The sequence below is a fragment of the Candidatus Phytoplasma melaleucae genome, assembly GCF_030588185.1.
Classification (GTDB): domain Bacteria; phylum Bacillota_I; class Bacilli_A; order Acholeplasmatales; family Acholeplasmataceae; genus Phytoplasma; species Phytoplasma melaleucae.
Genome location: NZ_JAOSID010000001.1, coordinates 58327 through 72509, shown reverse-complemented (window position 1 = coordinate 72509; position 14183 = coordinate 58327). Strand labels below are relative to the sequence as shown.

The following is a 14183-nucleotide window of genomic DNA, read 5'->3' as shown; positions in this document are numbered from 1 at the left end:
AATAACAAAGAAAGGGGAAGGCAATAGATAAATATGATCAATTTAAATCATTCCGAAAAACAAAATGTTTCTAAAAATAATATTAAACCTAAAATAGATATTTTGGGATTTCCATTAAGTTTAATAATGATTATTTTAGTTATCACGATTATGCATATATGGATTGCTTACGATGCTTCCCAGGGCATCTTTACTAGTTCTTGGCATCATTTGATATCTGTTTTATTATTCACCATGGTTTTAGCTGAAATTTTAAAAGTGATAGGTAAAAAAACCCCTATTCTAAAAGATATAGGAGGGGGGGCTATTTTATGTTTGCTTGTTCCAGCATTTATTTTCAATTATAATTTTTTTCCTTCTGAAATCTCAAACCGTTTTTTCCAATTCCAAGCAGCTTTTCGAGAAAAAATATCTTATTTTAATAAAAATTCTAGCATAGGTTTTTCAGAATTGTTTGTATCTTCTTTGGTTTGTGGTAGTCTTTTAGGTATTAGAAAAGATATTTTGAAAAGAAATGGAATAAAGTTTTTGTCTTTGGTTATTGTTTCTTTATTTATTTCTGCCATTGTAGTGGGGATAGCAGGTATTCTTTTTAGACCTATTGGGGGGATTAATACTATTCCTAATAGCAGTTATAATAATTTTTTGAATTCTATTTTTTATATTTTTGTTCCTATTTCTTGTGGCGGTCTTACATGTGGCATTATTCCGTTAGTAAAAGTTTTTTCACAAGGAATACCTATTTATGAAGATTTTTTTAAAACTCATATTATAACTTCTTTGTTAATTGGTGGTATTATAAGTGTTATTTTTGGTGGATTAATTAAAAAAATTTTTGGTAATAGTAAATATGGTAGTCCTAATGGTGATCTAGAAAAACTTACTGTACCTGATCAAAAAAACTTAGTTCAAATACAAAAAAAATCCATAAATCATACAAAAAATTCAACTTTAATTGAAAAAACTAGTTTAAGTCGTATTAAAACAGGGTTAGTAGCGATTTTTGCTTTATATATATTTAGTAATGTTTTAAGATTTTTATTATTAAAATTAGTTCTTAGTGAGAATATCGCTAAATATCTTCCACCAACTATTATTTTCTTAGTTCTTTTGGTTTTACTTGTGAAATTTTTTGATTTGATTTCGGATAATTATGTTCAAAGTATCAGTCAAGCTTCTCAATTTATTACTCAGACTTTTTCATCTTGTATTTTGGTTGTAGTAGGGGTAAATATTAATATCGGTATAGTTATGAATAAAATGGTAGATTTAGCTTTTTTATCAACTTGTATTTTATGTGTTGGTACTACTGCTTTAGTTGCTGCTATTATAGGTAATAAAGTAGGCTTTTACCCTGTGCAATCTTCAATTGCAGCTGGTCTTTGTGCTAATAGCATTGGTGGAGCAGGTAATATAGCTATTTTAGAAGCATCCAATGCATTAAAACTTACTCCTTATGCGCAAATAGCTACTCGTATTGGGGGCGATTTAACAGTTATCATAGCTAGCATTGTATTTCCTTTATTTTACTCTATTAATCCTGGTATTTAAAATTATTAGGAATGATATTCAAAATAAAAAAAGATTAATTTTGTTGAAGAGAATTATATGAAGTTATTAAATGGAGCCGTATCTTTGGCTTTTTTACAAAACAAATTAATTGATATAGCTATTCAGTCTATAGAAAGCGAATTACTATGTTATCCGGCTCTAGGTTTAGTTTCTTATTTTAATTGTGGTTGTCATGTAGATATGAATATTGCTACTTTTTTAAAGTCTAAACATACTTTCTATTTTTATTTTGTTCAAATTAATCATTTAGCATCGCAACAACCAAATTTAAATTTTAACCAATTAAGAATTATAGGAATCCAACAAGAAAAAAGAATGTTTAAGAGTACTAATAATATTAATACCCATAAGGGATTAATTTTTGTTTTTGGTATTATTTATTATGTAACTCTTTATGGTTTAATACACCGAATATCTTTTGGTTTGTGGCAAAATTTAGTAAAGATATTAGCTCAAGATGTGAAAAAAGATTTTGTTTTTTTTAATAATAGGACTAAAGGGGAAAAAATATTTCAAGAATATGGTATTAAAGGAGCGCGAGGAGAAGCCTTATCTGGATATAAAAACATTTTTTTATGCGGATTTCCATTTGCTCATAAATGTACTTCTAAATATCCTATGTTAACTAAATATGAACTTTATTTATGTCTCCTGATTTTTTATTTAAAAATGATTGATGATACTACTTTAATTATGAAAATAGGTTATGCTAAGTATAAAATTATTCAGAAGCAAGCAGCTCTTTGGTTAAGTATTTTAGATGAAAAAGATTTTACATCTTTTCGAAAAGAAATTTTAAATAAAAATGAAATGTATCAAAAACAAAAAATATCTCCTGGTGGTTGTGCTGATCTCAGTGTTGTTACCTGTTTTTTATTTTTTGTTAGTTCTTATTTTAAAATTATTTAATTTTTAGCTAATATTATCTGTTTGGAATTGTTTATTCTATCTTTATTTGTTCTTTTTTTTGGAACTTATTTGAAAAAATTTATTTGTTAATTGAAAAAAATAAGATAAAGAGGTCATTCTTTTTAACATGAAATCTATTACAAATATTATTCAAAATTTAAAGCAAAGCCCTTTAAGCGTAATTGTAAGAACTAAAAAATTTGAAAATGCTTGCAGGATTCTTAAAAATACATTAGAAAATGGTTTTAGTTTTGCAGAAGTAACATTAACTATTCCTAATGCTTACACATTAATAGAAGAGACAAGCCGTAAATATCCCCAAGCTACTATTGGTGCAGGGACTGTTTTAACTCTTAAAGAAGCTCAAAAAGCTATTCATTCAGGAGCCGAATATTTAGTTTCTCCAGTTTATAATGAAGATATTTTGAAATGGGCTTTAGAAAAGAATATTTTATATATTCCTGGTGTTATGACTGTTAATGAAATGTATTATGTGTTTCAAAAAGGAGCTTCACTTTTAAAAGTTTATCCTGTAAGTTGCTTTTCGCCTGAAACTTTAAAATTAATTAGTAATCCCTTCCCTTACTTTAAAATATTAGCTACAGGTGGAGTAGATTTGACTAATATCATTTCTTATTTTAAAGCAGGGGTTTGGGCTGTAGGTATTACAGGAGTTCTAGGTAGCGATGAACATGGGGGTTTAGTCGATGAACAAGAAATAGCTTCTTTAGCGATTAAATACGTTAATATCGTCAAACATATAACAACAGAAAGAGAGCGCGAAAAGCATCTTTATGTCAACAAATAAAATCGTTATTCCACAAATACTTCAAAAAGTTTTTTGTGGTTCTTTAGAATCTAGTGATTGTTTGATCATTATGGAACCTAATCCAGATAATAAAATCGATATTTTTATTAAATCTCCTTTTATTAGACAATTTGGCGCCAAAATAAAGCAAATATCTTTAAATATTTTAAAAGAACATCAAATTGTAAGTTGTAAATTAATTATTCAGGATCAGGGAGCTATTGACGAAGTGTTAAAAGCTAGAATTGTTACAGCTTTACGTCGTGCACAAAAGTATAATGATATTTGATTTATTTTTATTTACTTTGCATAATTAAATTTGAAAAATTATAAGAGATAATTGTTTATTTATCTCAATTAAAGATGTAATAATAGAGGCATAGAGGCATTTAATGAAAAAAAATAGAAAAACTATGTTATTTGTACCAGGTAATAATCCAGCTTTATTCAAAGATATTATTTCGTATAATCTGGATAGTGTTATTTTTGATTTGGAAGACTCTATAAGTATTCAAGAAAAAGACGCAGCGAGAGAATTAACCAAAAGAATGATTAATTTTTTTAATTATAATAAGTATAATATTGAAACTGTTGTTAGAATTAATCATTTTGATACAGTTTTTTATGCGGATGATTTAAAAGCTATAGTAACTGATTCAAAAGCTGATGTAATTCGTTTACCAAAGACAGAATCTAAAAAAGATGTATTAAAAGTTATTCATGATATTGAAGAAATTGAGCAAAAAATGAATAAAAATAAGCGAATATCTTTATTTTGTGCAATAGAAAGCGCTCAAGGGGTTTTGAATGCATATGAAATAGCATCAGCTTCTCCTAGAGTAGTTGGGATTGCTTTAGGAGGAGTAGATTACATGTTAAACTTACAAGCTACTAAAACTATAACTCGACATGAATTACTTTTTGCTCGTCAGATGATCTTACATGCAGCAAGAGCAACAAATATTGATGCTATTGATTGTATTTATGATAATGTTAAAGACTTACAAGGATTAGAGCAAGAATCACTTATCGTGAAAGAATTAGGGTTTAACGGAAAATCTGCCATACACCCTATTCAATTACCGATTATTAATCGTATTTTTACTCCAAATTCGCGAGAAATCGAAGATTCTTTAAAAATTTTAAATTTATATAGAAAATATCGTCACAATAATAAAGGTGTTTTTGCTATTGAAGGCAAAATGATTGATAAACCTGTTATACAAAATGCAGAAAATATTTTGCAAAAAGCTAATATCAAAAACCCTTTAGAGAATTAAAAGTTTTAGGAGAATAAGTTTTTGATTCGCTGATTTATAGAAAAATATTAAGGGATAAACAGAGTATGAAATATTTAAATGATCAAGAATTAAATAAGATTAATAAAGATAATAATTATACTTACAAAAGTTATGATAGTTGTTCAAAGCCAGGAAATCTTTATTTTAATTTGCAAAATAAAAATAATTTATTAAGAAGTAAAATTGTAAGTTCTTTAGAAGAAGTTATTAACAAAAGTGGTTTAAAAGATGGGATGACTATTTCTTTTCATCATGCTTTTAGGCATGGAGATCAAACTTTTTTGCGTGTTATGCAGGTCATCGATAAGTTAAATATTAAAAATTTGACGGTTTTAGCTTCTTCCTTTACTAAATCACATGATTGTTTTATTGATTATATTCAGAGAGGAGTAGTTACTGCTTTAGAAGGTTCAGCTATAAGAGGGGAATTAGGCAATGCTATCTCTGAAGGTGTTTTGTTAAAACCTGTAATTATTCGTTCTCATGGGGGAAGAGCTAGATATATAAGCACAGGTGAACCTCGTATTGATGTAGCTTTTTTAGCGGCTTCTAGTAGTGATGAAATGGGCAATGCTAACGGAGTAAAAGGTGATTCTTGTGTTGGTTCTTTAGGATATGCTATGGTAGATGCTCAATATGCTAATAAAACTGTTATTATTACTGATTCTTTAGTTGATTATCCAAATAGTCCTATTTCTATTCCGCAGATTTATGTCGATTTCGTAGTGCAAATAGATAATATCGGAGATAATTCCAAAATTTCTTCAGGTGAAATTCATTCTGTGTTTAAACCAAAAGAAATCCAAATTGCCGAGAATATTGTCCAAGTGATAATTAATACTCCTTATTTTAGAGATGGATTCTCATTTCAAACCGGTACTGGTGGAGCTTCTCAAGCTTCTTTAATGATTTTAACTGATGTCATGATGAAACAAAAAATAAAAGCTTCTTTTTTTTTAGGAGGTATTATTCAGCCGCAAGTAGAATTATTAAAACAAAATTTAGTAGATAAATTATTAGATGTGCAATCTTTTGATTTAACAGCTATTCGTTCTTTAAGGGAAAATAATAATCATTTAGAAATGTCAGCTTCTTTTTATGCTAATCCTTTTATTAAGGGGTGTGCTGTAAATAAATTAGACTATGGTATCTTAAGTGCTTTAGAAATAGACGTTAATTTTAATTGTAATGTTATTACTGGTGCTGATGGTTATTTAAGAGGAGCTTCAGGCGGCCACAGCGACGTGGCTTATGGAAGCAAAATTTCTATTGTAGCTGTTCCTTTGGTCAGAGGTCGTATTTCTTCCGTTGTAGACAGAGTTCAAACAGTAGTCACACCTGGGAACACTGTGGATATTTTAGTAACTGATGTAGGAATTGCTGTTAATCCTTTAAGATCTGATTTAATTGAGATTTTTAAGAATAATCAAGTGCCTACAAAAGATATTAGGGAATTACGCGATTTAGCATACAGTATTGTAGGTGTACCTGAGAAAATAATATATAACACTAATCATATAATTGCTTTAATAGAATATCGAGATGGTACTTTAATTGATGTTGTTTACAAATCTGAAAAATTCTCATTATAAAGTTCCTTTTTAATAGATTTAAAAATAAAATTGAATATTTGAATATTTGTTATACATTAATGCATAAATGGTAGAAAAAAACTATATCTCTCATATTCTTGAAGCAAGAGAAAAACGGTATTTATACCAACAAACCCTTTTACAACAATATCAGAAAGGTTTATTAACTGTAAATTTAAATATTCCTGGCCCAAATAAAAATAATTCTTTATATTGTATTTTTTTTCAAGTCATTATGGTGAATATTTTATCTAAATTTTTACAAATAAATAAATTTTGTTTGAATGATGATTTTATTATCGTTAGTGATGATGCTGGTCTTTACTCTAATATTATTTTAAATACAAAAAATATGTTGAAATTAATACACATAAAAAAGACATTAATTTATTTAGAACAATCCAATTCTATTTTTCAATTATTAGATATGGATGTAATAAACATCCATCACAAATCTATTATTAGAACTAATTTAAATATTAATCCAAGAAAATGTTTTTTATGTAATAAGTATGCTAAAATTTGCGCTATTCAGAAAAATCATACTTTGCAAGAGTTATTGTTTTTTATTGAACAAAAAATAAATACTTTTGTGAATTTTTATATTCATTAAATATAAAAAGATAATTAGTTTGATTTTTCTTATTAGTTAAAATATTAGGTTTTTTTATTTTATTTCTTTTTCTAACAAAAAAATTTTTTGGTATCAGATAAAGAATGATATTTATACCAAATCACAAATAAAACAATGATTTATAAAAAAGCTTAGGAGAAATATTATAATTATGAAAATTATGTCTGTGAATACAGGGAGTTCTTCTTTAAAATTTCAAATATTAAATATGCCAGAAGAAGAAGTGCTTTGCAGTGGTTTAATTGAACGAATTGGTCACGATAATGCTTTATTTAAAATTAGATCTAAAAATCAAACACAACAACAGGTTTTGTCTATTTTGAATCATAAACATGCTGTTGAATTGTTGTTAAAAACTTTAATCGAAAATAAAATTATTAGTGCAATAACTGAAATTAAAGGCGTAGGGCATAGGGTAGTTCAAGGTGGAGAGATTTTTAACAATTCAGTTATTTTAACAGATGAAAATATTATGCAAATTGAAGCATTAGGCATTTTAGCACCTCTTCATAATCCTGTTAATGTTGTGGGGATTAAGTTATTTAAAAATTTTTTTCCTGAAGCGTTGCATGTAGGAGTTTTTGATACTAGTTTTCATCAGACTGTTCCACAAAAGAATTTTTTATACGCGGTTCCTTATGAATGGTACATTAAACATAAAATTAGAAAATATGGATTTCATGGTACTTCCTGTCGTTTCGTTGTACAAAAAGTACATCAAATGTTTCAACAAAAAGATCTTAAGTTAATTATTTGTCATATTGGAAACGGCGTTTCTATAACTGCTGTAGATGTAAATGGTTGTTCTGTTGCTAATTCAATGGGAATTACCCCTATATCAGGAGTTCCTATGGGGACTCGCAGTGGTGATATTGATCCTGTTATTATTTCTTTTATAGCTGAAAAAGAAAAAAAAACTGCTCAAGAAGTTATAAATGATTTGATTCATAAGTCAGGGTTATTAGGTATTTCTGGTATTTCTAATGATTGTAGAGATTTGGAAGCAATGATAAAACAAAATAACGAAAGAGCTTTGTTAGCTTTCGAAGTACAAATTAGTCGTATTGTTGATTATATTGCGAGTTATTATTTTTTATTAAAGGGTGTTGATTGTTTAATATTCACAGCGGGGGTAGGTGAAAATTCTTCTTTTGTACGTAGGGAAGTATTGAAATCTTTAAAATTTTTGCATATTTATATAGATACAGAGATCAATGAAACATCTTCAACACAAGAAAGAATTATTTCTACTCCAGATTCATCTGTTAAAGTTTTAGTTGTGCCTACTAATGAAGAAATAGTTATCGCTAGAGATGTTTTTTCTTTTATTGTGTCCAAGTAATTCCATAAAAATTAAATTTATACTGATTCTTTTATATTTATTTGTAAATATAAAAGAATAATTAGGAGGAATACTCAAGTGGTTTAAGAGGCCCGCTTGGAAAGCGTGTAGATCTTAAAAAGATACGAGGGTTCGAATCCCTCTTCCTCCGCCATTAGTTTTATTTTGAATTCATTTATAAATATTTTGTGTCAAATATTTTTTTATTTTAGATTATTAGATATTTTTAATATTCAACAAATAATAATATTTAATTATTTAAAATTTTTTCAATAATTAAATATTATTATAGCTAAACCTAATGCGGCAAAAAACTAACTATGAGGAGATAATATGAAACAATACTTAGATTTATGTAGACATATAATCACAAATGGCACGATTCGCGATAATCGTACTAAGATCCCAACTAAAAGTGTTTTTGGGTATCAAATGCGATTTAATCTCACTCAAACATTCCCTTTATTAACAACAAAAAAAATCAATTTTAAAGCTATTATCCATGAATTGTTATGGTTTATTCGAGGAGATACTAATATTAGTTATTTAGTTAAAAATAACGTTAATATTTGGAATGAATGGCCTTATCAAAAATATTGTCAATCTAATAATTTTCAAGGAGAAAATTTAACTGAATTTATCAATAAAATTAAAAGAGATTCGAGTTTCGCCGCAGAATACGGTAATTTAGGACCTATTTATGGTAAACAATGGCGTAATTTCTCTGGAGTAGACCAATTACAAAAAGTCATTCAAGAGATCAAAGATAATCCTTGTTCTAGGCGTTTAATTATTTCAGCTTGGAATCCTCTGGAAATAAAAGATATGCTTTTACCTCCTTGTCATATATTAATGCAATTTTATGTGTGTCAGAGAAGGCTTTCTTTACAATTATTTCAAAGAAGCGCAGATGTTTTTTTAGGAATACCTTTTAATATTAGTTGTTATGGGTTGCTTCTTATGATGATAGCCCAAACAACCAATCTAAAAGCGTATGAATTGATTCATAGTTTAGGAGATGCTCATATTTATATTAATCATCTAGCACAAGTAAAACAGCAAGTTCAACGTATCCCAAAAAAATTACCCAAAGTAACTTTAAACTCCGAAATTAAAAATATTGAAGATTTTAAAGCAGGAGATATTTATTTGAATGATTATAAATTTCATCCCCTAATAAGGGGTAAAATAGCAGTATGATTAGTTTAATTGCAGCTTTAGATTCTAATTTTTTAATAGGAGATAAAGATAAATTACCATGGCATTATCCTAAAGATCTTATTTTTTTTAAGAAAAAAACTTTAAATCAAAATGTTTTAGCAGGATTAAAAACATATCAATCTTTACGAAAATATTACAAAAGTAAAGCTTTCCCTTTTAAGACATTTTATGTCGCTTCTTCTTCTGTTATAGATAATTATGTTTCTAATATTATTTTAGTTCATGATTTAATTTATTTTTTAAAAAAATATCAATATTCCAAAGAAAATATAATAGTAATAGGTGGAGGACAAATTTATAAAGAATCTTTGCCTTATGTTACTACTTTATATTTGACACATATTTTAAGAAGGTATAAAGGCAACATTTATTTTCCTTATTTAGATTTTAACCAATACATAATGAAAGAAAAAAAAAATATTGAAGAATTAATTTTTGTTACTTATGAAAGAAAAAGAGTTTAACGTAAGATGTTTAGTTTGATTTTTGTCATCAATTTAATGATTTTTTGGTTATTATCTATTTTATATTTCCCTATTAAAATTATAGGGTTTGTTTTAGGGTTTTTTATTGGTGTAATACTAGCTTGGGTTGTGGTATTTATTGTATTCTTTTTTTGCATGATTATAATTAAATATTTGCCGTTGAATCATTTTTTTAGGCAAAAAGTTTTTTGTAGTATTGCTAAATTAGTTATTAGATTTTTTAGGATTAAAATTGTAGTTTATAATTCTCATTTGATACCTTTAAAAAACAAATTAATTATTTATGCTAATCACAAAAGTTATTTTGATCCTTTCATGATTTCTTGTGTATTTCCCCGTAATATTACTTTTAGCCCTAAGGATGAATTTTATCATCATCCTTTTTATGGATGGTTTTTAACTTTTTGTTTTAATGCTTTTCGTTGTCTTAAAATAGTAAGAAGGGATAATAGAGAAACAGTTAAAAATATTAATAAAGCAATAGATAACATTAAGCGAAAATTAGCATTAGTTATTTTTCCTGAAGGTGGAGTTATTACTGAAAATACTGATCAAATAATTTCTTCTTTAGATGGAGCTTATAAGATAGCAATTAAAAGTGAAGCTGATATTCTTCCTATAACGTTAAAAGGATCATCTAAAATGCATCGTAAGTGTTGGTTTCGGCTTAAAAAAGTAGAGTTATTTATTCACCCTTGTATACCTTTTATAGATTATCAATATAAAAATACTCAACAAATAAATCAACATATTAAGAATATTATTAATTCTGTTTTATAAGTTTTTTTATATGTTAATGAGAATTCTAAGTTAGATATTATGATTATTTATTTCTATCAATTGAGTGCCCGAATGCTTTTTTGCACAAAAGATATAGGTAGTATAGTAGGTACCTTATTTTTTATGGGTGAAATGCATTAAAAAGGCATAAGCAGTATTATGATAGCAATCATAAATGAAAGGATAAAAGTGTTTTTTAATATTTGTTTTCTTATCGGAGAGAATATAAGACAAAAATTTTTATTTAGGTAGTTATCAAAAACACTTTTATTTATTTTCTTCTATATGAATAAATAAAATTTAAAAAACTTCTCCTTTATTATTAAAGTCATTGTAAACTAAGTTTTATATGAAAAAATTATTTTTATTCTTAGTTGGTAAAATACTTATACTAATAAAAAAGATAATTGCCAAAAACAAAAAAGAAAAAATAATGTTTATATTATCTTTTAATATGCTTTGGATAAAAAGTTTTTGAAGAGCGTGTTTGCTGATTGAAGAAGCTTTAATAAAATGTGAAGGAATAGTAAGATGGTTTTGAATAATATCATTTATACCTATAAAATTTCCTTCTTCATCGAAACAAAAAAAATTAATTTGCTTTTTTTTGTTCTTTAAATCAAAAACAGAGTCAAAGATAAATAAATTTTTCTTAATACTGCTTATTTGGCTTTTAAACATTTGTGGAAAATGATTTGTATTTTCAAAATTAATTAGATAATATATGTTTTCACCAATATTTAAATTTGATGTTTTTTTAACGCTTACAACAGGATAATCATAAGCAGATTCAAAAGCTATTAAAAGTATATTATCTGCCCCAATAAAATTTTTTAAATATCCTTTTTCTTTTCTGTATTTTCCTTTGTCAATAGGTATAATAATGTTTGTTTGAATATTAAGCATTTGGTTCATGATTATGTTTCCGATACTATCCCATATATTAATGTTGTGGTAAGGTTGATAAGTAGATAATACTAAATATAAGAATTTATTATTCTCTGTTCTTTTTTTGTTAAGAATAACCCCATTCCCGCTTATATATTCATTTTGATTCCAAATAACCAAAGAGTTTTTTATTTTTTGAAAATTGTCATAATTTGTTTTGGTATGTAAGTTGTCAAGGTTAAACATTTCAAAGGATAAAAAATAAGAGTTTGGTTTGTATTCTAGTTCATAATTAGTACTATCTAAAACTTGATTATTTTTGTTTTTTTTAACAAATTCTATGATAACTTTCTTATTTTTAAAGTTCTTTTTAATATGAATTTGTATATATTCATCAATTGGGTTTATTAAAAATGTTTGTTGTTGGAAAAGATTATATACAAGACTGATACGTAGTTTCATGTTTTGTTGTTGATTATTGTTTTGCAGCAAAGGAAATTCAATGTGATGCCTCTTAGGGGTTAAATAAAAGAGTTCATCGATGAAAAGAGTTAGTTTTTGATTTGAGTTATGGTTGATAGTTTCTGCGTTAAAATGTTTTTTAAATGAATTGATTTTGTCGTTTAAGTAACTTTGATGATCATCTCCTTGAAACTCAATCGCATAATCAATTTTTTTATTTTTTTTTATTAATGTTTCTATTTCGTCTAATCTATCATTTATATGCATGATATTAATAGCTTGGGAATAATTGTCTGTTGTATAACTATTTTCAATAGTACTTCTATTAATACCTATTATTTGTCCTTTTCGATTGAAAACAGGTCCTCCGCTATTACCATGATCAATTTCAATATTAAAATAAATGGCTTTTTCATTAAAATTAATTATATTCCCTTTTTTTAATAAATTGATTTCCGTTCTTTTTATTTGTTTGAAAGCTTTTAAAAAAAAGTTTTGATCTTCTGTTTTTTCTTCCTTAGGAGAGTTATTTTCATTTTTTGTTTGTTGCGGGATTATAAAATCAACTGCAGGGTTGATTATTTGTTGTGATCCCATACTATAAATTTCATTGCCCTGTTCAATATCATAATCTCTTTCTTTGGGGAAGACACATTCTAAAATTTGACTTATTTTGGCAAATTTTTGATGGTCTTGGTCTTCAAATGCAATGATACCTATATCATCATAGACATTTTCATTTTTGATATAAGCAAATACTTCGGCTTCTTTAACTAAAAAATATGAGTTACCTATTCTCATTTTTGTTTTTAATTCTCCCGATGTAATTATTGGTTCTATAACATGCCTATTAGTTAAAAGGTAATATCTATATGAATTAGTATTTTCTATTTTTTCTATTTTATAAATAAAACCTGAACCTAGGTATTTGCCAAACATAATTACAAAAGTAATATCAGATATATTTTGGATAAAATTAGATTGATTTTTTTGGGTATCAACCATTTTTTGTTCAATAAAATCTATTAATATAGAACATTTTAATAACCATTCGTTTAATGTATCCCAATTTGACATAAATTCTTTATGCAATAAACCTAAAAATAAACCTTCTTTGTCTAAAGAAATTTTAAAATCTTTCTTTTTGAACTGAATAGGTAACCAATATTTATCGAAATTTTGGTTGTTATTTTGTTGAAAATTTTCTTCATTATAAAATATATGAGCACATTCTAAAAAATTATACATACTGTTAGAAGTTATTACATAATTTATTTCGTCATCGTATTCTTTTTTAGGCAAAGAAATACCTATAAATTCTCCTTCATCATTAAAAAAAATTTTATTATTTTGCCCTTTTATTGAAATAGCTAGATAATGGTCTTCATCTTTGTTGTAATTTTCACTTATAATTCCTTCTTGAAATGGTTTTATATTTTCTTTAGTATCTAATGTAAAAGCATATACTACATCGCCTATTTTTAAATTATGTTTTTTCAACTTATAAGGCTTTATGTTTTTATTAGATTTATCAGGATCAAAGATACTTTGAAGATTTTTTTGAATTTGATCAATAATTTGGTATTTTTTGATATTTTTGTTATTGGTTTGTGTCATATAGTTGTGTTTGTTAATTACATGACTATTTACAGTTATTAGGTGATGCTTATTATAAAACATATTATAGTAGTTAAAATAATAAAAAATAAAACTAAATATTAGCCAAATTAAAAGAATAAAAAGTAAAAATTTTTTTTGTAGTTTATTTATCTTCATATTATTATTCATGATCCTTTTAATGGAAATTTTAACGTTAATTATAGATTAAACACCAAATATGATAAAAACTCGAGAATATTTTTATGAATTTCTTATATTGAAATTGAATAGTGTAGGATTTTGTAACAAAATGATTTTCTGAAGTTGTTTTGGACCAATATTATTATATATTACAATAGTCATTAAATTATTGAATTTATGACCAAAATCAAATATATTTGTTTATAAATGTTTTAGTTTATTCTAATTCACTATGATTAATTCATCAAATCTAAAAAACCATTGTAATTTGAATAGTTTTATTTTTTCAATTAAATAAAAAAGTTATTATTTGCTACTTGACATGGAATACAAAAAATAATAGAATAATTTTAGCAGTCATTGTAATTGAGTGCCAAATTATTTTGAAT

The 14183-nt window shown here is 26.0% G+C and carries 12 protein-coding genes and 1 tRNA gene; 12 read left to right on the top strand and 1 reads right to left on the bottom strand.

Annotated features, from left to right (window positions below; genetic code table 11):
* The first annotated feature begins 33 nt into the window (after window positions 1-33).
* The 12 genes from OC680_RS00300 (at window position 34) to OC680_RS00245 (ending at window position 10644) form a co-directional block, all read left to right on the top strand.
* A complete protein-coding gene (locus tag OC680_RS00300) occupies window positions 34-1551 on the top strand; it encodes a 2-hydroxycarboxylate transporter family protein (protein ID WP_304515127.1) in 1518 nt (505 codons plus the stop codon).
* 57 nt (window positions 1552-1608) lie between these two features.
* Window positions 1609-2481 (top strand): triphosphoribosyl-dephospho-CoA synthase, encoded by an 873-nt coding sequence (locus OC680_RS00295; RefSeq protein WP_304515126.1) that lies wholly within the window; start codon window positions 1609-1611, stop codon window positions 2479-2481.
* A gap of 127 nt (window positions 2482-2608) precedes the next feature.
* A complete protein-coding gene (locus OC680_RS00290; protein ID WP_304515125.1) occupies window positions 2609-3289 on the top strand; it encodes a bifunctional 4-hydroxy-2-oxoglutarate aldolase/2-dehydro-3-deoxy-phosphogluconate aldolase in 681 nt (226 codons plus the stop codon).
* Window positions 3276-3578, top strand: coding sequence for a citrate lyase acyl carrier protein (gene citD, locus OC680_RS00285; RefSeq protein WP_304515124.1), 303 nt, complete (start codon window positions 3276-3278; stop codon window positions 3576-3578). Before OC680_RS00290 ends, citD begins: the two co-directional genes overlap by 14 nt.
* Window positions 3579-3681: 103 nt before the next feature.
* A complete protein-coding gene (locus OC680_RS00280) occupies window positions 3682-4569 on the top strand; it encodes an HpcH/HpaI aldolase/citrate lyase family protein (RefSeq protein ID WP_304515123.1) in 888 nt (295 codons plus the stop codon).
* A 65-nt stretch (window positions 4570-4634) separates the two neighbouring features.
* Complete coding sequence (gene citF / locus OC680_RS00275; RefSeq protein WP_304515122.1) at window positions 4635-6182, top strand: citrate lyase subunit alpha; 1548 nt, start codon at window positions 4635-4637, stop codon at window positions 6180-6182.
* Window positions 6183-6249: 67 nt separating this feature from the next.
* On the top strand, window positions 6250-6795 hold the full coding sequence (gene citX / locus OC680_RS00270; protein WP_304515121.1) for a citrate lyase holo-[acyl-carrier protein] synthase: 546 nt from the start codon (window positions 6250-6252) through the stop codon (window positions 6793-6795).
* A 172-nt stretch (window positions 6796-6967) separates the two neighbouring features.
* Window positions 6968-8158 carry an acetate kinase gene (locus OC680_RS00265; protein ID WP_304515120.1) on the top strand — a complete coding sequence of 397 codons (1191 nt, stop codon included), beginning with the start codon at window positions 6968-6970 and terminating at the stop codon, window positions 8156-8158.
* Window positions 8159-8222: 64 nt separating this feature from the next.
* Window positions 8223-8312: transfer RNA gene (locus OC680_RS00260), tRNA-Ser, on the top strand.
* Between the two features lie 179 nt (window positions 8313-8491).
* The gene (locus OC680_RS00255; protein WP_304515119.1) at window positions 8492-9358 is read left to right on the top strand and encodes a thymidylate synthase; all 867 of its coding nucleotides are present in this window, start codon (window positions 8492-8494) and stop codon (window positions 9356-9358) included.
* On the top strand, window positions 9355-9843 hold the full coding sequence (locus OC680_RS00250; protein ID WP_304515118.1) for a dihydrofolate reductase: 489 nt from the start codon (window positions 9355-9357) through the stop codon (window positions 9841-9843). Before OC680_RS00255 ends, OC680_RS00250 begins: the two co-directional genes overlap by 4 nt.
* A 6-nt stretch (window positions 9844-9849) precedes the next feature.
* The gene (locus OC680_RS00245; protein ID WP_304515117.1) at window positions 9850-10644 is read left to right on the top strand and encodes a lysophospholipid acyltransferase family protein; all 795 of its coding nucleotides are present in this window, start codon (window positions 9850-9852) and stop codon (window positions 10642-10644) included.
* Window positions 10645-10989: 345 nt separating this feature from the next.
* Here the strand turns inward: OC680_RS00245 and OC680_RS00240 are convergent, their stop codons facing one another.
* The gene (locus OC680_RS00240) at window positions 10990-13770 is read right to left on the bottom strand and encodes a trypsin-like peptidase domain-containing protein (RefSeq protein ID WP_304515116.1); all 2781 of its coding nucleotides are present in this window, start codon (window positions 13768-13770) and stop codon (window positions 10990-10992) included.
* Between the last annotated feature and the right edge of the window lie 413 nt (window positions 13771-14183).

What these genes read in the sequence shown, in the direction of transcription:
- OC680_RS00300 (WP_304515127.1), top strand. Translation starts at nt 34, where the DNA reads ATGATCAATTTAAATCATTCCGAAAAACAAAATGTTTCTAAAAATAAT.
- OC680_RS00295 (WP_304515126.1), top strand. Translation starts at nt 1,609, where the DNA reads ATGAAGTTATTAAATGGAGCCGTATCTTTGGCTTTTTTACAAAACAAA.
- OC680_RS00290 (WP_304515125.1), top strand. Translation starts at nt 2,609, where the DNA reads ATGAAATCTATTACAAATATTATTCAAAATTTAAAGCAAAGCCCTTTA.
- citD (WP_304515124.1), top strand. Translation starts at nt 3,276, where the DNA reads ATGTCAACAAATAAAATCGTTATTCCACAAATACTTCAAAAAGTTTTT.
- OC680_RS00280 (WP_304515123.1), top strand. Translation starts at nt 3,682, where the DNA reads ATGAAAAAAAATAGAAAAACTATGTTATTTGTACCAGGTAATAATCCA.
- citF (WP_304515122.1), top strand. Translation starts at nt 4,635, where the DNA reads ATGAAATATTTAAATGATCAAGAATTAAATAAGATTAATAAAGATAAT.
- citX (WP_304515121.1), top strand. Translation starts at nt 6,250, where the DNA reads ATGGTAGAAAAAAACTATATCTCTCATATTCTTGAAGCAAGAGAAAAA.
- OC680_RS00265 (WP_304515120.1), top strand. Translation starts at nt 6,968, where the DNA reads ATGAAAATTATGTCTGTGAATACAGGGAGTTCTTCTTTAAAATTTCAA.
- OC680_RS00255 (WP_304515119.1), top strand. Translation starts at nt 8,492, where the DNA reads ATGAAACAATACTTAGATTTATGTAGACATATAATCACAAATGGCACG.
- OC680_RS00250 (WP_304515118.1), top strand. Translation starts at nt 9,355, where the DNA reads ATGATTAGTTTAATTGCAGCTTTAGATTCTAATTTTTTAATAGGAGAT.
- OC680_RS00245 (WP_304515117.1), top strand. Translation starts at nt 9,850, where the DNA reads ATGTTTAGTTTGATTTTTGTCATCAATTTAATGATTTTTTGGTTATTA.
- OC680_RS00240 (WP_304515116.1), bottom strand. Translation starts at nt 13,770, where the DNA reads ATGAAGATAAATAAACTACAAAAAAAATTTTTACTTTTTATTCTTTTA.